Origin of the sequence: Fictibacillus barbaricus, assembly GCF_014635025.1 — a bacterium.
In the GTDB taxonomy this organism is placed as follows: Bacteria; Bacillota; Bacilli; order Bacillales; family Fictibacillaceae; genus Fictibacillus; species Fictibacillus barbaricus.
Genome location: NZ_BMCE01000001.1, coordinates 1,373,338 through 1,391,067 on the forward strand (window position 1 = coordinate 1,373,338; position 17,730 = coordinate 1,391,067).

A 17,730-nucleotide genomic window follows, 5' to 3' on the forward strand; every position below is an offset into this window, starting at 1 on the left:
GGAACGTAAGTGGTGACAAAACCGCTTATGATAAAAGATTACCCAGTACAGGAGAGGCCGAGGGAAAGACTGTTGAATGAAGGCCCTCATGCACTCTCCAACTATGAATTGTTAGCTATACTTTTACGAACAGGTACAAAACAAATGTCGGCTATTCAATTAGCACACCACATTATCCAGCAATTTGAGGGATTGAGACATTTAAAAGAAGCTACAATTGGTGAATTAAAAGAGATCAATGGTATTGGATCAGTAAAAGCAGTTGAACTGTTGGCTGCGATAGAAATCGGTAAACGAATCAGTCGCCTTCAATTTGAAGAAAAGTATTCGATGCGGTCTCCAGAAGATGGAGCACGTTATTTGATGGATGAATTGCGTTTTTTGCAACAAGAGCATTTTGTTTGTTTGTATTTAAACACAAAAAACCAAGTGCTATATAAAAAGACCATATTCATCGGAAGTTTAAATACGTCAATCGTCCATCCTCGGGAAGTGTTTAAAGAAGGATTTAAGCGATCGAGTGCTTCGATCATCTGTTTTCATAATCACCCTAGTGGAGATCCAGCACCAAGCAGGGAAGATATCGAGGTAACAAAAAGATTAGTAGAGTGCGGTAAAATGCTGGGGATTGAAGTGTTAGATCATATTATTATTGGCGATCAAAGATATATAAGTTTAAAAGAAAAAGGATATGTTTAACATTGTCTTTTGTTTCTTTTTTAGCGTATAATCAAACGTATGAGTTTTGCTTGATGAAAGGAGTTTACATAAATGTTTGGTGGATTTTCAAGAGATTTAGGAATTGATTTAGGAACTGCAAACACACTTGTTTACGTGAAGGGCAAGGGTGTTGTTGTGCGTGAACCTTCCGTTGTTGCTTTACGTACTGACACTGGTTCGATCGAAGCAGTAGGTAATGCTGCAAAAAATATGATTGGACGTACTCCGGGAAATATTGTTGCAGTAAGACCTATGAAAGATGGGGTTATTGCTGATTTTGAAACAACAGCGACTATGATGAAATATTTTATTCAACAAGCGCAAAAGAACCGTTCTGTTTTCGCTCGTAAGCCTTATGTAATGGTATGTGTTCCATCAGGAATTACGGCTGTAGAAAAACGTGCAGTTGAGGATGCGACGAAGCAAGCAGGTGCCCGTGAAGCTTATACGATTGAAGAGCCGTTTGCAGCTGCAATCGGTGCAGACCTACCTGTCTGGGAGCCTACCGGAAGCATGGTAGTTGATATCGGTGGAGGTACGACCGAAGTTGCGATCATCTCATTGGGTGGTATCGTTACAAGCCAGTCTATCCGCATTGCTGGGGATGAAATGGATGATGCGATCATCGCATACATTAAAAAGACTTATAACTTAATGATCGGTGAAAGAACAGCCGAAACTCTGAAATTAGAGGTCGGTTCTGCTGGCGCGCCGGATGGTATTGAAGATATGGACATCCGAGGGCGTGATTTGTTGACAGGTCTTCCAAAAACGATTACGATTACGGCGGAAGAAGTTTCCAGCGCTTTGCGTGATACAGTGAACAGCATTATGGATGCTGTTAAAGTAACTCTTGAAAAAACACCGCCAGAACTTGCTGCAGACATCATGGATCGCGGTATCGTTCTTACAGGTGGAGGTGCTTTATTAAGAAACTTGGATAAAGTAATCAGTGAAGAGACAAAGATGCCTGTAATCGTTGCTGAGAACGCATTGGATTGTGTAGCAGTTGGAACTGGCCGTGCGCTTGAAAACCTGCACCTATTCAAATCAAAAGCTGGTATAACTTCTAGATCTAAATCCAAGTAAGTAGGTGTATTTTCATGCCACATTTTTTTTCGAATAAACGCCTTATCATTCTGCTAGTCAGTATTATTATTCTAGTAGCATTGATTGGTTTTTCGATGAAAAAAAGGGAAAGCCTAACCTTACCTGAACAGTTCTTAAAAGATTCTGCAGGCCTAACACAAACGATTTTCTATAAACCCGCTAATACAATAGCGGGTTTCTTTGAGAATTTAGCTGAAATGAAACAGCTTTATAAAGAGAATCAAATGTTAAAAGCTAGGTTAGATGAGTACGCGAAACTTTATGTACAGTATGAGGAAGTTAAAAAAACGAATGAAACGCTAAAAGCGCAGTTGGACAAGGAAGAAGACCTCACCGATTTTAAAGTGAGGGAAGCTACAGTTATCGGTCGTTCTCCTGACCAATGGAATCAATTTATCTACATTAATAAAGGGGAAAAAGACGGAATTAAGCCTAAGATGGCCGTTATATCTCCGCAAGGATTTATCGGAAAAATAACGAATGTTTCCCTGTTTCAATCAACTGTTCAGCTTATCAGCGATAATGATCGAACAAACCGTTTCTCTGCCATTGTTCAAGGGGAGAAGAATATTTTTGGAACAATAGAAGGTTATGATCCAAAGAGACAAGCATTGCTGTTTAAAAAGATCCCAGTAGATGCAAAGATCAAGAAGGGACAACAGGTTATTACCTCTGGTCTTGGGGATGTATTTCCTCCTAATCTTCTAATTGGAGAAGTGATTGATGTTGAGCCAGACGAAGTAGGTTTGACTCAGACCGCTTACTTAAAGCCTTCTGCGGATTTATATGATTTAGATCATGTTATGGTATTGGAAAGAGAGATGCCTGCAGTAGATGAAAGTTTAAGAGAAGAGGAGGAAGAATGATGAAAAAAGTCCTTCTTCCTTTTCTTATCTATTTAGCTTTTATTAGTGAAAGTTCTCTTATTCAGGCCTTCTTGCCTCAAGAAAACAGTATGGACTGGCAATTGATACCCCGTTTTTCAATGGTCATGATCTTGTTTATTGCCATGTACTTAAATACCACTTACGGCCTTTTGTATGGGTTAGCTTTTGGTCTTCTGACTGACCTTCTCTATACAGATATCATTGGTGTTTATTTGTTCTCAATGGCTGCAACGGCTTATATTACATCAATTTTTTCAAGATATTTATTCGGAAACTTAATTGTGACACTGCTTCTATCCATTGTAGGAGTATCTATCTTAGAGTTTTTTGTATACGGTTTGAACAGTCTGATAGGAATAAGCAATCAAATGATTGATGAGTTTCTGTATAAAAGATTGTTGCCTACCCTCATCTTAAACGGTTTCTTTGCGATACTCATTTATTATCCATATGTAAAGCAGCTAAACCAATTAAAGGATACGCTAAAAGAAAACTAACTTCTGCAAAGAGGAATTAAGACCTAGCTGTCGAATGTTAGTACGTTGAGGTGAACAATGGCAATGGTACATAAACTCCAGCACAACGTAACAATAAAAGGTACAAAAGACGGCCTCGTTTTATTGTTGGACGATAAGTGTTCCTTCGAAAAGTTAATCGAAGAGCTTTATGATAAATTAACAGCAGGCAGTGGACAGTTATTGAATGGTCCCGTTATCTCTGTAAAAGTAAAAGCAGGTAATCGATACGTTACAGCTGAGCAAGAGGGAAAACTCAGAGAAGTCCTAAAACAAAAAGAAAATCTTATCTTGGAAAAAATAGAGTCAGATGTTATTACAAAAGCTGAAGCGGAAGAGATGAGAAAGGATGCTCAAGTTGTAACTGTTTCAAAGATTGTCAGATCTGGTCAGGTTCTCGATATCCAAGGTGACCTGCTTCTGATCGGCGATGTGAATCCTGGCGGTACTGTAATGGCGACAGGAAATATTTATATTCTTGGTTCTTTAAAAGGAATCGCTCACTGTGGTACTAAGGGCAACGAAGAAGCAATCATTGCAGCATCAATGATGAAACCTTCTCAACTTAGGATTGCTCATCATATTAATAGAGCACCAGACTCTTATCCGGAGATAGGAAATGAGATGGAGTTTGCTTACATATCCGATGAAGAACAACAGATTCGTATTGATCGAATCAGTGCTGTTCACCGATTAAGACCGATGTTGAACAGTTTGGTATAGAAAGGGGAATGACGCATGGGAGAAGCGATAGTCATTACGTCTGGGAAAGGTGGAGTCGGCAAAACAACGACTTCTGCCAATATAGGGACTGCTCTAGCTCTTTCTGGGAAAAAAGTATGTCTTGTTGATACGGATATTGGGTTGCGTAACCTTGATGTATTAATGGGACTCGAAAATAGAATCATCTATGATCTTGTCGACGTTGCAGAAGAACGCTGCAAACTGAACCAAGCTTTAATTAAAGATAAGCGGTTTGAGTGTTTGTACCTGTTACCAGCTGCTCAAACAAAAGATAAATCTTCCATAACACCTGAACAAGTTAAGAAAATTATATCTGAGTTGAAGCAAGACTATGATTATGTCATCATCGACTGTCCTGCTGGAATTGAACAAGGCTTCAAAAATGCGGTAGCGGGTGCTGATAAGTCGATCGTTGTTACGAATCCCGAAATCTCTTCTGTACGTGATGCAGACAGAATTATTGGATTGTTAGAACAAGAGAATGTTGAAGCACCAAAGTTAATTGTAAACCGTCTTCGTAATCATCTTGCTAAAAGCGGTGATATGTTGGATGTTGACGAAATCGTGTCAGTACTATCTATTGAACTGCTGGGAGTAGTCATCGATGATGAAAATGTGATCAAAGCGGCGAACAAAGGTGAGCCTGTTGCCATGCAGCCGGACTCTAAAGCTTCTATCGCTTACAGGAATATCGCAAGAAGAATCTTAGGAGAGTCTGTTCCACTTCTTTCACTAGAAGAAGAAAAAGGATTCTTTGGAAAGATTAAAACGTTATTAGGTATGAAATAAAGAAGTGGCCACTCGGCCACTTCTTTTTTATTCTATCTTTTTTATGCTGTGAAATTTGAAAGTGAATTTCGCAGTGCACTAAAAGCTTGCTGCACTTGAGATAATTTTTCTTCATTCGTTAGTCCTGCTAAGTCCCCGACTGAACCAGCGCGGATACATAGCGGTCCAATGTTCAGCTGAATCAAGCCTAAAAGTACAACCGTAGTCGTACACGGTATATTTAAGCAAAGTAGATCGCCGTCCTCACAAACTGTCCCTTCAGGACATGTAGGACATTCAGGCTCCTGCTGCTGAACTACCATAGTCTCGTTTCTGTTTTCCATTTTTTATTCCCCCCTTTTTTCAAGATATCATATGGTATGTAATACAAATAATTTCCGGAAGGACAAGTATCCTGAAGTTAAAAAATATGCTTTTATACCAAAAGTTTTTGAAACGCATATATTCTGATCTTAAATGGTTGATAAGGGTTACCATTTTACTCATATCTCTGACGGACAAGTCATAGTATGTACATATATGATAAAAATGGAGGAACGGTTATGAAAAATAGAGCAGATGAAATCCGAAAAAAATATGGAAATTTATCTAAAAAAGGTAGCCCGAAAGAAAAAAGTTCTGTCATCTCAACAAGAGACGAATCGGAGAAGTCTCATCCTCTATTTAACCGTCACGCTATGTTGATGCAGATCATGTTCTCCATTATCTTATTCTTAATAGTAGGGATCATCTTCAAAAATAATGGTGAACAAACAGCAAAGGCTCAAAATTTTATAAAACATATTTATGAGGATGAGTTTCAGTTTGCTGCGGCTAAAGATTGGTATGAAGATAAATTCGGAAAGCCTTTAGCTTTGTTGCCAAAAGATAAGATTCAGAAGGAGCAAAGTACGGAAGAAGTAAGTGAAGTCTTTGCGGTGCCGGCTGATGGCAAGGTGTATGAAACGTTCAGCACAAATGGTAAAGGAATCTGGATTGAAACGGGAAAAGAAGAAGATGTTGAAACGGCAAAAGACGGGTATATCGTTTATGCAGGAAAAAAAGATGACCTGGGGTATACCGTAATCATACAGCATTCTGATGAACAAGAATCCTGGTATGGAGATTTAAAGGAAATTGATAAATCAATTAAGCTTTACAATTATGTAGAAAGCGGAACCCGTCTTGGTAAAGTATCTGAAAATGATGATGGCAAATCAGGTAAATTTTATTTTGCGATCAAAAAAGACAAAAGTTTTATCGACCCAAGCAAGGTGATCGATATTGATTAGATTAACAATTGAATTTATACGAAAAATAAAGGTTAATCCCTCATTTTGGTTTGTTATTTTTGGAGCTGTCTTTACAGGACACTTTAGGGAGATTATCATCTGGTTTTTCGTGGTTCTAATTCATGAGATGGGTCATTTTGCAGGTGCCCATCTTTTTAAATGGAGAATTTCAAGAATTGATCTTCTTCCCTTTGGAGGCGCAGCAGTTGTTGATGAGCACGGAACACGGCCTTTTCATGAAGAAGTTTGGGTAGCAATACTCGGTCCGCTTCAGCATATATGGCTAACAAGTGGAGCGTACGTTTTAAGCCAGACAGAAGTCATCTCTACCGATCATTTTTATTGGTTCTTTATTTTGAACCTGACGTTGTTCTTATTTAACTTGCTTCCAATTTGGCCGTTAGACGGAGGGAAAATTGTTTTTGCTCTTTTCACCAAGTGGTTTCCGTTTAAAGAAGCTCAACGCCGGTATCTAATGGGATCTGGAATTTTATTATGTATAAGTGGTGCTTGGCAGATATCCATGCAGCCAACTCATTTAAACCTATGGGTGATCTTTATTTTCTTAGCAATCGCACACGTTCTTGAATGGAAGCGCAGACATTATGTGTTTATGCGGTTTTTGCTGAGCAGGGTGCAGCAAGTCCCATCAAGTACTACACGAACGATTATCGTTTCTCCGACTTTGTCTCTTTCAAAAGTGACTCACCGGCTTATAAAAGGAGTTACACATTCTATCGTCATTAAGAATATAAAGCCTATTACGATTAAAGAAAAAGAACTTTTAGAAGCTTATTTTCATAAACATCCTCCTGAATGTGCAATCGGTCAAGTTTTTCGTTAGAATAAGATCATGATGGATGAACAGGGAGATGTGAAATAAAAGATGCAACGAGTGGTAGTCAATGCAGCAGGAATGGAAAAACGGATAGCCCTGCTAAATAACGAGAAACTGGTTGAATGTGCTTTTTACCGGCCAACTAAGAAGCCGTTAACAGGAAGTATATATAAAGGGAAAATCCAAAAAGTATTACCTGGTATGCAGGCTGTATTTGTAGACATTGGAACAGATAAGAATGGTTTTCTTCATAAAGATGACCTCCCTGCTTTTCAAAAACTTTCTCATAACGAAAAAAAGAGCATATCAATTTCTAGCCTGATTAAAGAGGGAGAATCTATACTGGTTCAAGTGGCAAAAGAAGAGACTGGAGATAAAGGTGCAAAACTAACAGCGCTTTTATCGTTTACAGGTCATCTGCTTGTTTATTTTCCTTTCACTCCTCACATTGGGATATCTAAGAAGATTAAAGAGTCAAAACGAGGTGCTCTGCAGTCATGGGGGCATTCTGCTTTAAATAACGGAGACGGGTTGATCATCCGAACTGGATGTGAGGAGTTTCCTGAAAAAGCTATGGGTCTTGAGCTGGATAGTCTTAAAAGACAGTTTAATGAAACAATAAATGAAGCAGCTTTAAAGAAAGCTCCAAGCCTTATCACCCAGTCTCCATTTTTTTATTCATTATTAGAAAGATGGCTGAATCCCCATGTACAAGAGATCATAGTGGATGATTTTGATACGTTTAATCAACTTAAAGAGTATGCAGCTTCCTTTCAAAATCCTTATCCGGTAAAGTTATACCATGAAAAAGAACCTTTATTTAGGAGATATGGAATAGACATAGATATCGAAAAAGCGATCTCACCCCTTGTCTGGCTGAAGAACGGTTCGTCTCTTTACTTTAACGTAACAGAGGCATTAACAGCTATTGATGTGAATACTGGAAAGTTCACCGGGAAAAAAGACCGGTCTAAAACAGTAGTAGACACAAACATTTTAGCAGCCAAAGAGATTATGAAACAGCTGCGGTTACGCAATATAGCTGGAATGGTCGTTATCGATTTTATTACGATGCAAGCGAACGAAGACAAGGAACAAATATTGTCTGTATTGCGTGAAGAAATTAAAAAAGACTCATCCACTATTGTTATATATGGATTCACAAAGATGGGCTTGTTTGAGATGACTAGAAAAAAAGAACGGCCTTCGTTGCTTGAAACACTTGCAGAAAAATCAAACGATGAATGGATAGGTGGATACCGGCTTCGTTCAGAAACCCTTTATTTTGAACTCGAAAGATCGATAAAAGAATACACGTTTGAAGATATAGAAGCATTATGGATAGAGGTGCCTCCACATTTTGCAGACTGGCTTGAAAAGAACAATGACAAACTTACCTGGTTAGAAAAGAGCTGCGGATACAAACTATTTATTTCTCGTGGTGATTCGAACCGTAAATCGCATGTCAGACATACGGGAACAGCAGCGGATATTACTAACCGCATGTTAAAAGATTCAGATTGACACGAGGGTGCCAAACATGGTATCCTTTTTTCGTTAGTGTTTGGAGCACCCGCTCCAACCGCACAGACTAGGTTTTTAAGTATTTTATTGATACACCTAGGATGGCGAGTCTGAGTATAAGAGGAGGTGCACGTTGATGTACGCAATTATTCAAACTGGTGGTAAGCAAGTTCGTGTTGAAGAAGGTCAAGCAATCTATGTTGAAAAACTAGATGTTGAAGCTGGTGAAACAGTTACATTTGAAGATGTATTGATGGTCGGTGGAGACAGCTTGAAAGTAGGAGCTCCTTTAGTAGATGGTGCTACAGTTACGGCAAAAGTTGAAAAACACGGCCGTGGCGAGAAAGTGGTTGTCTACAAGTTTAAGGCGAAGAAGAACTATCGTCGTAAGCAAGGACACCGTCAACCTTACACAAAAGTTGTGATTGAAAAAATTAACGGGTAATTCTTATGATTCGAGTTTCTATCTACAGGAACAACAATCAAGATATACGTTCGTTTTCGATGGAAGGACATGCTGATTTTGCTCCACATGGCCAGGATCTGGTCTGTGCAGCCGCAACAGCCGTGTCGTTCGGTACGATTAACGCGATTGAAAAGCTTTGCGGTTATGAGCCGGAAGTTACGACTCACGAAGATGGCGGCTTTTTAGAGTGTAAGGTACCGGATAATCTCAATGATTCTACCTATCAAAAAACACAATGGCTTTTGGAAGGCATGATTGTATCCTTGGCTTCAATTGAGGAAGGATACAGCGAGTATATAAAATTGACTGAACATGAAGGAGGTGCAACGAATGCTTAAATTAAACCTTCAATACTTTGCCTCTAAAAAAGGGGTAGGTAGCACAAAGAATGGTCGTGATTCACAGTCTAAGCGTCTTGGCGCGAAGCGTGCTGACGGGCAATTCGTTTCTGGTGGTTCAATTCTTTACCGTCAACGTGGTACTAAGATCTATCCTGGTACTAACGTAGGTAAAGGCGGAGATGACACACTATTTGCTAAGGTAGACGGAATCGTTCGTTTCGAGCGTTATGGCCGTGACCGCAAAAAGGTAAGTGTTTACCCAATCGCGCAAGAAGCGTAAGAGGGAGATAAAAACTCTAACCAGATTGGTTAGAGTTTTTTCTTTGCTTTGTTAATATGTTGAACCCAGTATTAAGTACTGCGCTAAATTTGTTGGTGTAAGGTATAGCCATATTTTAAGGAAAGGCTAGGAGTGCGATAATGTCAAAAAAATGGACAACTGTCGATCTTTTGCGCCATGCCAGGCATGACTGGCTAAACCAGCTTCAGCTTATTAAAGCCAATCTATCACTTGACCGCACGGAGCGGGCAAAAGAGATTATGAACGAAGTAATTGAACTATCCCGGGAAGAATCAAGAATCTCTAACCTGAAAACCCCGAATTTATCGGAGTACTTATTAACATATAATTGGTTGAAGCATCCGGTTAAATTGTTTGGAAAAGTAAATGGTGAAAGCGGCGATTTCAGCTTATTTGAAGATGAATTGTTACATACAACGAAAGAATTGTGTAAAGTGTTGAACAATTCTATCTCGGGTTATGATGAATACTCACTTACTGTAGCATTTAATCCTGCAGCTCTTCGCGTTTCATATATGTTCCAAGGAACGCTAGCCGATCAGGAGAAAACGTTCGAAGACATGAAGAAAATTTTTTCAACACATAAAAGCATGCTACTCATCGAAAGCTATACTCAGGACAATAAGTGTTATTTAGAAATTCAATTAACTTCATAAAGGAAGGAGGAGAAATGAATGTTTGTCGATCAGGTCAAAATTTATTTAAAAGCAGGTGACGGCGGAAACGGAATGGTTGCGTTTCGCCGTGAAAAATATGTTCCAGATGGTGGTCCTGCTGGTGGTGACGGAGGAAAAGGAGCTAACGTAATCTTTGAGGTAGAAGAAGGATTGCGAACACTGATGGATTTCCGCTATAACCGTCATTTTAAGGCACCAAGGGGCGAACATGGTATGTCTAAGGGCATGCATGGAAAAAAAGCCAATGATATGATTGTAAAAGTACCTCCTGGGACTGTGGTTACAGATGCAAACACAGGTGAGACGATTGCTGACCTTGTTCATCATCAGCAGCAAGCAATTATAGCAAAAGGCGGCCGAGGCGGCCGTGGAAATACTCGTTTTGCAACTCCGGCGAATCCGGCTCCTGAAATCGCAGAAAATGGTGAGCCAGGTGAAGAACGCGAAGTAGTATTAGAGTTAAAAGTATTAGCTGATGTAGGATTGGTTGGTTTTCCTAGTGTAGGAAAGTCGACATTTTTATCCATCGTTTCTGCTGCTAAGCCGAAGATTGCAGAATATCATTTTACTACGATCACACCTAACTTAGGGGTTGTGGCAGTTGAAGATGGCAGAAGCTTCGTTATGGCCGATCTACCAGGTCTTATCGAAGGGGCTCATGAGGGTGTTGGGCTTGGACATCAATTCTTAAGACATATTGAAAGAACACGTGTTATTCTTCATGTTATTGATATGTCTGGGATGGAGGGTCGAGATCCTTACGATGATTTTGTTAAGATTAACGAAGAGCTTAATCAGTACAACATGAGATTAATGGAACGTCCTCAAATTGTTCTTGCCAACAAGATGGATATTCCTGGAGCAGAGGAAAATCTTGCCGAGTTTAAAGAAAAAGTAGGGAAAGATGTTCAAGTGTTCCCGATTTCAGCCATTTCCCGTCAAGGAATTCGCGAAGTGTTATTCACCACTGCAGACATTCTTGAAGTGACTCCTGAGTTTCCACTTATTCATGACGATGGAGTGGAGCAACAAAGAGTTCTTTATAAACATGAAAAAGAAGAAGCAGGATTTTATATCACACGTGATCCTGCTGGAACATTCGTAATTAATGGTCCAAAGATTGAAAAACTGTTTAAAATGACCGACTTTTCTCGTGAAGAGTCAACGAAACGATTTGCCCGTCAAATGCGTACCCTTGGTGTTGACCAAGCATTGCGTGAACGCGGAGCTGAACATGGTGACGTTGTTAGAATATTAAAATACGAATTTGAATTTATTGATTAAATTTAGGCAGCCTTGTATCGGGCTGTCTTTTATTTTTACAAATGTCCGCGTGGAATAGACATTTTTGCCTTTTTTTATTATAATAGAGGTAAGATTGACACCGGAGGAAAGTAGAAATGAAAAATGATCAGCAATATTATATGGTTAGAGAAGATGTATTATCGGAATCCATGCAAAAAGCTTTGGAAGCCAAATCTCTTTTAGATAGAGGCAAAGTAAAGACAGTAGCTGAAGCCGCTGAAAAGGTAGGCTTAAGCAGAAGTGCATTTTATAAATACCGTGACGGAATCTTTCCGTTCCATACGATGGTAAAAGAAAAGATTATTACGCTTTCCATCCATCTTGAGGATAGATCCGGTGCTCTGTCCAGCCTCTTGACGGTCGTTGCCTCACAAGGCTGCAACGTATTAACCATTAATCAGACGATTCCCTTGCAGGGCCGTGCTCATATTACATTAACCATTGAAACAAACATGCTTCAAGGAGATATAAAAGACCTTTTGAGTACACTTAACCGAATGGAAACTGTTGAGAAGGTAGAAGTTGTAGGAACAGGTGCTTAAGAACATAGAAAATCCCCTGGCGAGTCTGGCCAGGGGATTTGTTGTTTAGGCTCTTTTCTAAAGGATTGTTGCTTTTGGGACATTTTTGTATGAATGTCTTCATTGACTAGTTTGTTGGAGTGTATGGTGCGAGACTACGGCTAGGAGCAGCGTGCCAACCACCTGAGAATTCTTCTCGCAAGGCATGCGACGAGGAAGCCCGTTTCGGCAGCATTTGCTGGCAGACGCAGGAGCACACATGCTTCCTTGAATATGAATCTTTATCCATCTACAAAGCTCACCTTACCCCCCGCGGAAAGCGAGCATCCTGAAACGGAAATCACAACCATCCTAAAAACAACAAAGGTTACGAAAATAGCCTTGTTTATAGTAAGAACCCTTTTTCTTTTAAAGCTTCACAGGCTTTATCTAATTTTTCCTTCGAATCAGATGAAAGGGTATGCATATGAATTCCTTCGGTTAGTTCACTCAGCAAAATAGCGTTCGTATCTCGCAGGCGCTTGATCAAATCTTCTACATCTTTACGGGTAGAGAGCTTCAGTGAAGCTTTTATGTCGCCATAAACGGGATGTTCAACCGTTACATCTTCTACAGTAACCCCATAGTCAACAATTGTATTTAATTCACTGATTGTTTCTTCAGGCGAATGGTTTGCCGCTATCACGCATGTATACAGGTTCCCTTTATCAGGCTTTAAATAAACGTAACCCTGTGCTGTTGCCATTATTGGTTCCCCGGTTGCTTTTAATAGTGACATATCCTGAACGATCACTTGTCTGCTAACGTTCGTTCTGGCAGCCAGCAATGAACCACTCATCGGCTCACTCGCCTCTATCAGCCAGGTGATTAACTGTGACCTTCTATCTTCACCTTTTAATTTATCTGTTTTGTTCATTTCCATGTTACCTCTCTAACAGCTAAAAATTTATTTGTTATTTCATTAAGTGCTTTTCCTAGGGCTATAATATCTTCTTTGGTGGTTTGATGACTCAGCGAAACCCGAACAAGCCCATGAGCTTCACTGTCGGTTCTCCCGACTGCGAGGAGTGCTTTGGAAGGTTCTTGCTGCCCGTTTTTACAGGCAGAACCAGTAGAAACAGCAATCTGATTACGATTGAGTTCCTGCATGACGATTTGTCCTTCCACTCCTTTTAAACGAAATGGAATGATAAAAGGTGAACTATTTTCTGTTCCCTCATAAACGATCAATTTATTATTTAGTATAAGCGATAAGAACAGTTTACGCATTTCTTCAGCATGTTGAAAATGTGCTGGCTGTTTACGTATGGATTCATCAGCTGCAGTAACAAAAGCCACAATCGAGGGCAGATCCACAGTCCCAGGCTTAAATCCGCGTTCATGAGTAACATTAGAAAGAAGCGGAATGACGTGGACTTTTGGTGAGATGTATACTGCTCCTGTTCCTTTTGGTCCATGTATTTTGTGAGCTGAGATCGTAAAAGAATCTATGATGGCTGAGTTAAATAGATCCTTATCCCATTTTCCAAAAGATTGCACACAATCACAGTGAAAGAGTATGGAGGAATCAGCCAAAAAATCTCCTATTTGCTTGATATCCTGCGCAAAACCCGTCTCACTGTTAACATGTTGAATGGTTACAAGTATGGTGTCCTTGCGAATAGTGTCTTCCAATAACTTAAGAGAAATTTTCCCGGATTTTTCTACAGGAATTCTGGAAACTTCGAAACCATTCTTTTCTAAAAAGTTAAGGGCGTATTCAACAGAAGGATGTTCGATAGCAGAAGTAATAATATGTTTCCCCTTCCCCTTATTCAGTGCCCCGAAGGCTAAAGAAGTGATAGCAAGAAAATTCCCATCGGAACCCCCGCCGGTAAAATAAATGCCTTCACTTTCCCTATTTAACAGTTTTGCAAGTGATGTTCTAGCATGCTCTAAGAGATCTTTAGCTTGTAAGCCGACATCGTGCAGACTTTCCGTATTATGAAAATAAGTTTTAGAAGTCTGAACAAAGGCGTTTAAAGCCGTTTCTGACATAGGAGATGTAGCTGCAAAATCCATATATATCAAGGTTTTCACCTCAGTTTAAATAAAATAGTTGTATCTAGTTTAAATCTATGTAAATATAGGTGTCAAGACACGTGTAAAGTTGAGGTGTTTTTTAAAATGAATCGTATTGAGGCAGATGTTTTGATTATCGGCGGGGGAATCGCTGGTTTGATGGCTGCTGAATATTTAAGTTCGCATAAGAATGTGATAGTTGTCACAAAGTTTTCTGCTGAGAAATCAAATTCCTACTTAGCGCAAGGCGGTATCTCTGCAGCGATAGATAAAAATGACTCTTGGGCGGAACATCTTTTAGACACTCTTAAAGCGGGTCACCATCATAATGATCAAGAAATGGTAAAACGTCTCGTACAAGAAGGAACAGAAGTCGTTCATACGCTTGCAGATTGGGGCGTACGGTTTGATCGGAATAACGATGGCTCTTTTATGCTTGGAAAAGAAGGAGGCCACCATCGAAACAGAATCGTTCATGCAGGTGGAGATCAAACCGGAAAAAAAGTAATGGATGCCCTCTTTAGCCGTCTAAATGACAAAGTAAGGATCATAAATCATCAGTATGCAGTCGACTTGGTCATCCAAAATAACCAATGTTTTGGGGCTTATTGTAAAGATGAAGCTGGAAATTTAGTTTTCTTTCATTCAAGGCATACGATTTTAGCAGGTGGGGGCTACGCGGGCATATATGCGACTACTTCCAACAAATATGGATCGGATGGAAGTGTAATATGCATGGCCTATCGGGCTGGTGTCGAACTTTCCGACCTGGAGTTTGTTCAATTTCATCCCACTCTATTCTCAGGCGGAGAATCGGGGGGACTGATTACGGAAGCTGTTAGGGGACAAGGAGGTATTCTGGTTAATTCCAAGGGAGTTCCTTTCATGGAAGGTGTTCATCCCCTGAAAGACTTGGCACCAAGAGATATCGTTTCTAGAAGAATCTTTGAAGAGATTCATATTCATGGAGAGAAAGTTTATTTAGATATTAAGGGAATCACTAATTTTGATAAAAAGTTTCCAGGTGTAACCGCATTGTGCAAAAAGGGCGGGATATCAATTGAAGAGGGGCTGATCCCTGTTGCGCCTGGTGCCCATTTTACGATGGGGGGCATTCGCGCGGATCATAATGGTAGAACATCGATGAAAGGATTATACGCTATTGGTGAATGTGCGAATACAGGAGTTCACGGGGCAAATCGATTAGCCAGCAACTCACTTTTAGAAGGAGCTGTGTTCGCTAAAGCCGCTTCACAAAGTATCCTGAGCAAAAGTGAAGAGAACGTTTCAGTTCCTTTCCCTTTTCCTGGACTAGAAACCTTTTCTCAAAACAATGACTTATCCTCAGAGCTTCTTAGTGAAGAACATATACAATCCGTGATGGATAAGCATGCAGGAATCTGCAGGAATCAGAAAGGACTAGAAGATGCTTCAGATAGGGTACAACTCAATACGCTAAACCCTTCATTAATAAATGAGCCGCTGTCGGTGATCAAACGCTTCAATATGCAAACGATGGCTTGGCTGACTATAACAAGTTGTCTGAAGCGTGCAGAAAGCAGAGGAAGTCATTATCGATCGGATTTCCCTTTTAAGCAAAATGATTGGGAACAAAAAAAGATTATAAGGAGTTTACAGCATGATGAATCCATTATTGCTAAAAAAACAGCTGCAGGACTTTTTTATTGAAGATATTGGATCAGGGGACTTGTCAGCATCCCTCTTTGAAGAAAGTGGAGAAGTTACAGCAACAATAATAGCAAAGGACAAAGGAGTATTTGCAGGAGGGCAGATCCTTACGGCAGGTTATGAGTTGATTGATTCAATGGTACAAACAAATGTTTACGTAAAGGATGGTGAAAAGGTTGAAGCAGGAACAATACTTGCTGAAATCACAGGAAAAAGACAGAGTGTTCTATCAGGTGAAAGAGTCCTATTAAATTTGCTGCAGCGTCTTTCAGGGATCGCAACAGTAACAGCACAGGCTGTTGCAAATACAAACGGGATAACACGGATTTGTGATACGAGAAAAACAACTCCAGGATTAAGAATGCTCGAGAAATATGCAGTGAGATGCGGGGGTGGCTTTAACCATCGATTTGGACTTTATGACACGGTTATGTTGAAAGAAAACCATCTAGCAGGATTTCCTTCCATAAAGGAAGCGGTAAAAACCGCTCGTCAAAAGTTTGGGCACACCGTAAAGATCGAGGTAGAAACGGAGACAGAACAACAGGTGATCGAAGCGGTCTCTGCCGGAGCGGATATCATTATGTTTGATAATTGTACACCAGAAGAAATTAAGCAGAGATTAATCCAAGTACCCCCTGGAATTATTACAGAGGCCTCTGGCGGTATTACCCTTGAAATGATAAATGCCTATAGTGAAACGGGAGTTCATTATATTTCTTTAGGCTATTTAACACATTCCTATAAATCACTTGATATTAGCATGAACGTAAAAGGAGTTGTAAAGCATGTCTATTCTTGAAACCTTTACTAAAAACAAATCATTGCCAGCCCGCTTGTCAACGATGTCAATAACAGAGATGGAACAAAGGATTAAAGAAATCAAGGCTCAATTAGGTGATAGGCTTTACCTCCCTGCACATCATTATCAAAAAGATGAAGTTGTACAATTTGCAGATGTAACAGGAGATTCACTGCAGCTGGCCAAAATATCAGCTCAAAACAAAGAAGCTGAATTCATTGTGTTCTGCGGTGTTCACTTTATGGCCGAAACGGCTGATATGTTAAGTGGTCCTGATCAGACTGTTATTCTGCCAGATCTTAAAGCAGGCTGTTCAATGGCAGATATGGCGGATATTCATCAAACGGAAAGAGCATGGATCGAGCTGAACAAGATATTTGGTGACACGATCCTTCCGCTTACATATGTAAACTCCACAGCGGAAATTAAAGCTTTTTGTGGCAAACATGGGGGAGCAACTGTTACTTCTTCCAATGCTAAAGAAATGGTGAGCTGGGCTTTCCAACAAAAAGAGAGACTCTTATTCTTGCCCGATCAGCATCTAGGCAGGAACACCGCTTTTGATCTAGGTATCCCGCTTCAAGATATGGCGGTTTGGGATCCGATCCAAAACAAGTTAATTTACGAAGGTTCTGAGATAGAACAGGTCAAAGTAATCCTATGGAAAGGCCATTGTTCCGTTCACGAAAAGTTTACCGTTGAACAGATCCAGGAATTTAGAATGAATCACTCAGATTATCAGATCATTGTTCATCCAGAATGTACACATGAAGTCGTAAGAGCAAGTGACATGAATGGTTCTACTCATTACATTATTGAAACAATAAGAAATGCAGCTCCTGGAACGAAATGGGCAGTTGGTACAGAGATGAACCTGGTTAACCGATTAGCTCAGCAGTTTACTGATAAGAAAATCGTTTCTTTAAACCCTAGTCTTTGTCCTTGTTTAACAATGAACCGGATTGATCTTCCACACTTATTATGGTCTTTAGAAAATATCGTAGAAGGTAATGTGGAGAATGTTATTTCCGTAGATGACGAAACAAAAAAATACGCGATCATGGCTTTAAATAGAATGATGTAGTGCGTATCTCCCCCTGTCATATCCTTCTTTTATCAGGCATAAAGTGATAAAGGAATAATGACATTCAATAAGATGTAGCAATATG

Annotated in this window: 21 protein-coding genes and 1 other annotated feature; of the genes, 18 read left to right on the forward strand and 3 right to left on the reverse strand. The window is 39.9% G+C overall.

Annotated features, from left to right (window positions below; genetic code table 11):
• The first annotated feature begins 27 nt into the window (after positions 1-27).
• From radC to minD, 6 genes are all read left to right on the forward strand, one after another.
• A complete protein-coding gene (radC, locus tag IEV52_RS06655) occupies positions 28-699 on the forward strand; it encodes a RadC family protein (RefSeq protein ID WP_188402277.1) in 672 nt (223 codons plus the stop codon).
• A 72-nt stretch (positions 700-771) separates the two neighbouring features.
• On the forward strand, positions 772-1,809 hold the full coding sequence (locus tag IEV52_RS06660) for a rod shape-determining protein (protein WP_137788747.1): 1,038 nt from the start codon (positions 772-774) through the stop codon (positions 1,807-1,809).
• 14 nt (positions 1,810-1,823) lie between these two features.
• Positions 1,824-2,696 (forward strand): rod shape-determining protein MreC, encoded by an 873-nt coding sequence (mreC, locus tag IEV52_RS06665; protein ID WP_188401695.1) that lies wholly within the window; start codon positions 1,824-1,826, stop codon positions 2,694-2,696.
• Positions 2,696-3,214: a rod shape-determining protein MreD gene (gene mreD / locus IEV52_RS06670; protein ID WP_188401696.1), complete on the forward strand. Its 519-nt coding sequence runs from the start codon at positions 2,696-2,698 to the stop codon at positions 3,212-3,214. Before mreC ends, mreD begins: the two co-directional genes overlap by 1 nt.
• 63 nt (positions 3,215-3,277) lie before the next feature.
• Positions 3,278-3,955, forward strand: coding sequence for a septum site-determining protein MinC (minC, locus tag IEV52_RS06675; protein WP_188401697.1), 678 nt, complete (start codon positions 3,278-3,280; stop codon positions 3,953-3,955).
• Between the two features lie 15 nt (positions 3,956-3,970).
• A complete protein-coding gene (minD, locus tag IEV52_RS06680) occupies positions 3,971-4,765 on the forward strand; it encodes a septum site-determining protein MinD (RefSeq protein ID WP_188401698.1) in 795 nt (264 codons plus the stop codon).
• A gap of 41 nt (positions 4,766-4,806) precedes the next feature.
• Here the strand turns inward: minD and IEV52_RS06685 are convergent, their stop codons facing one another.
• A complete protein-coding gene (locus IEV52_RS06685) occupies positions 4,807-5,088 on the reverse strand; it encodes a hypothetical protein (protein WP_188401699.1) in 282 nt (93 codons plus the stop codon).
• 219 nt (positions 5,089-5,307) lie between these two features.
• On the opposite strand from IEV52_RS06685, the gene IEV52_RS06690 reads away from it, so the two are divergent.
• From IEV52_RS06690 to IEV52_RS06730, 9 genes are all read left to right on the forward strand, one after another.
• A complete protein-coding gene (locus IEV52_RS06690) occupies positions 5,308-6,036 on the forward strand; it encodes a M23 family metallopeptidase (RefSeq protein ID WP_188401700.1) in 729 nt (242 codons plus the stop codon).
• Complete coding sequence (locus IEV52_RS06695) at positions 6,029-6,880, forward strand: site-2 protease family protein (RefSeq protein WP_188401701.1); 852 nt, start codon at positions 6,029-6,031, stop codon at positions 6,878-6,880. Before IEV52_RS06690 ends, IEV52_RS06695 begins: the two co-directional genes overlap by 8 nt.
• Before the next feature lie 72 nt (positions 6,881-6,952).
• The gene (locus tag IEV52_RS06700) at positions 6,953-8,398 is read left to right on the forward strand and encodes an Rne/Rng family ribonuclease (RefSeq protein WP_229754207.1); all 1,446 of its coding nucleotides are present in this window, start codon (positions 6,953-6,955) and stop codon (positions 8,396-8,398) included.
• A gap of 46 nt (positions 8,399-8,444) precedes the next feature.
• Positions 8,445-8,520 (forward strand) — a sequence feature (ribosomal protein L21 leader region).
• Positions 8,521-8,534: 14 nt separating this feature from the next.
• Entirely contained in the window at positions 8,535-8,843 is a 309-nt protein-coding gene (gene rplU / locus IEV52_RS06705; RefSeq protein ID WP_188401703.1) for a 50S ribosomal protein L21, read from the forward strand.
• Positions 8,844-8,848: 5 nt separating this feature from the next.
• Positions 8,849-9,202 (forward strand): ribosomal-processing cysteine protease Prp, encoded by a 354-nt coding sequence (locus IEV52_RS06710; protein WP_188401704.1) that lies wholly within the window; start codon positions 8,849-8,851, stop codon positions 9,200-9,202.
• Positions 9,195-9,485, forward strand: coding sequence for a 50S ribosomal protein L27 (gene rpmA, locus IEV52_RS06715; protein ID WP_066291343.1), 291 nt, complete (start codon positions 9,195-9,197; stop codon positions 9,483-9,485). The genes IEV52_RS06710 and rpmA overlap by 8 nt, the downstream gene beginning before the upstream one ends.
• Positions 9,486-9,625: 140 nt before the next feature.
• Positions 9,626-10,162: a Spo0B domain-containing protein gene (locus IEV52_RS06720; protein WP_188401705.1), complete on the forward strand. Its 537-nt coding sequence runs from the start codon at positions 9,626-9,628 to the stop codon at positions 10,160-10,162.
• A gap of 18 nt (positions 10,163-10,180) precedes the next feature.
• The gene (obgE, locus tag IEV52_RS06725; protein ID WP_188401706.1) at positions 10,181-11,467 is read left to right on the forward strand and encodes a GTPase ObgE; all 1,287 of its coding nucleotides are present in this window, start codon (positions 10,181-10,183) and stop codon (positions 11,465-11,467) included.
• 116 nt (positions 11,468-11,583) lie between these two features.
• Positions 11,584-12,030 (forward strand): ACT domain-containing protein, encoded by a 447-nt coding sequence (locus IEV52_RS06730; protein ID WP_188401707.1) that lies wholly within the window; start codon positions 11,584-11,586, stop codon positions 12,028-12,030.
• A gap of 364 nt (positions 12,031-12,394) precedes the next feature.
• Here the strand turns inward: IEV52_RS06730 and IEV52_RS06735 are convergent, their stop codons facing one another.
• The gene (locus tag IEV52_RS06735) at positions 12,395-12,931 is read right to left on the reverse strand and encodes a transcription repressor NadR (RefSeq protein WP_188401708.1); all 537 of its coding nucleotides are present in this window, start codon (positions 12,929-12,931) and stop codon (positions 12,395-12,397) included.
• Positions 12,922-14,070, reverse strand: a complete 1,149-nt coding sequence (locus IEV52_RS06740) for an IscS subfamily cysteine desulfurase (protein WP_229754241.1) — start codon at positions 14,068-14,070, stop codon at positions 12,922-12,924. The genes IEV52_RS06735 and IEV52_RS06740 overlap by 10 nt, the downstream gene beginning before the upstream one ends.
• A gap of 105 nt (positions 14,071-14,175) precedes the next feature.
• On the opposite strand from IEV52_RS06740, the gene nadB reads away from it, so the two are divergent.
• The 3 genes from nadB to nadA are packed head-to-tail and all read left to right on the forward strand — an operon-like array spanning position 14,176 to position 17,645.
• Positions 14,176-15,759 (forward strand): L-aspartate oxidase, encoded by a 1,584-nt coding sequence (gene nadB, locus IEV52_RS06745; RefSeq protein ID WP_188401710.1) that lies wholly within the window; start codon positions 14,176-14,178, stop codon positions 15,757-15,759.
• The gene (gene nadC / locus IEV52_RS06750; RefSeq protein ID WP_188402278.1) at positions 15,713-16,561 is read left to right on the forward strand and encodes a carboxylating nicotinate-nucleotide diphosphorylase; all 849 of its coding nucleotides are present in this window, start codon (positions 15,713-15,715) and stop codon (positions 16,559-16,561) included. Before nadB ends, nadC begins: the two co-directional genes overlap by 47 nt.
• Positions 16,548-17,645, forward strand: coding sequence for a quinolinate synthase NadA (gene nadA / locus IEV52_RS06755; RefSeq protein ID WP_188401711.1), 1,098 nt, complete (start codon positions 16,548-16,550; stop codon positions 17,643-17,645). Before nadC ends, nadA begins: the two co-directional genes overlap by 14 nt.
• Positions 17,646-17,730 lie beyond the last annotated feature (85 nt).

Coding starts and splice junctions, on each gene's coding strand:
- IEV52_RS06700 (WP_229754207.1), top strand. CDS start 6,953: ATGGAAAAACGGATAGCCCTGCTAAATAACGAGAAACTGGTTGAATGT.
- IEV52_RS06690 (WP_188401700.1), top strand. CDS start 5,308: ATGAAAAATAGAGCAGATGAAATCCGAAAAAAATATGGAAATTTATCT.
- IEV52_RS06730 (WP_188401707.1), top strand. CDS start 11,584: ATGAAAAATGATCAGCAATATTATATGGTTAGAGAAGATGTATTATCG.
- IEV52_RS06740 (WP_229754241.1), bottom strand. CDS start 14,070: ATGGATTTTGCAGCTACATCTCCTATGTCAGAAACGGCTTTAAACGCC.
- IEV52_RS06660 (WP_137788747.1), top strand. CDS start 772: ATGTTTGGTGGATTTTCAAGAGATTTAGGAATTGATTTAGGAACTGCA.
- mreD (WP_188401696.1), top strand. CDS start 2,696: ATGAAAAAAGTCCTTCTTCCTTTTCTTATCTATTTAGCTTTTATTAGT.
- mreC (WP_188401695.1), top strand. CDS start 1,824: ATGCCACATTTTTTTTCGAATAAACGCCTTATCATTCTGCTAGTCAGT.
- rpmA (WP_066291343.1), top strand. CDS start 9,195: ATGCTTAAATTAAACCTTCAATACTTTGCCTCTAAAAAAGGGGTAGGT.
- nadC (WP_188402278.1), top strand. CDS start 15,713: ATGAATCCATTATTGCTAAAAAAACAGCTGCAGGACTTTTTTATTGAA.
- obgE (WP_188401706.1), top strand. CDS start 10,181: ATGTTTGTCGATCAGGTCAAAATTTATTTAAAAGCAGGTGACGGCGGA.
- IEV52_RS06720 (WP_188401705.1), top strand. CDS start 9,626: ATGTCAAAAAAATGGACAACTGTCGATCTTTTGCGCCATGCCAGGCAT.
- minC (WP_188401697.1), top strand. CDS start 3,278: ATGGTACATAAACTCCAGCACAACGTAACAATAAAAGGTACAAAAGAC.
- radC (WP_188402277.1), top strand. CDS start 28: ATGATAAAAGATTACCCAGTACAGGAGAGGCCGAGGGAAAGACTGTTG.
- IEV52_RS06685 (WP_188401699.1), bottom strand. CDS start 5,088: ATGGAAAACAGAAACGAGACTATGGTAGTTCAGCAGCAGGAGCCTGAA.
- IEV52_RS06735 (WP_188401708.1), bottom strand. CDS start 12,931: ATGGAAATGAACAAAACAGATAAATTAAAAGGTGAAGATAGAAGGTCA.
- IEV52_RS06710 (WP_188401704.1), top strand. CDS start 8,849: ATGATTCGAGTTTCTATCTACAGGAACAACAATCAAGATATACGTTCG.
- minD (WP_188401698.1), top strand. CDS start 3,971: ATGGGAGAAGCGATAGTCATTACGTCTGGGAAAGGTGGAGTCGGCAAA.
- rplU (WP_188401703.1), top strand. CDS start 8,535: ATGTACGCAATTATTCAAACTGGTGGTAAGCAAGTTCGTGTTGAAGAA.
- nadA (WP_188401711.1), top strand. CDS start 16,548: ATGTCTATTCTTGAAACCTTTACTAAAAACAAATCATTGCCAGCCCGC.
- nadB (WP_188401710.1), top strand. CDS start 14,176: ATGAATCGTATTGAGGCAGATGTTTTGATTATCGGCGGGGGAATCGCT.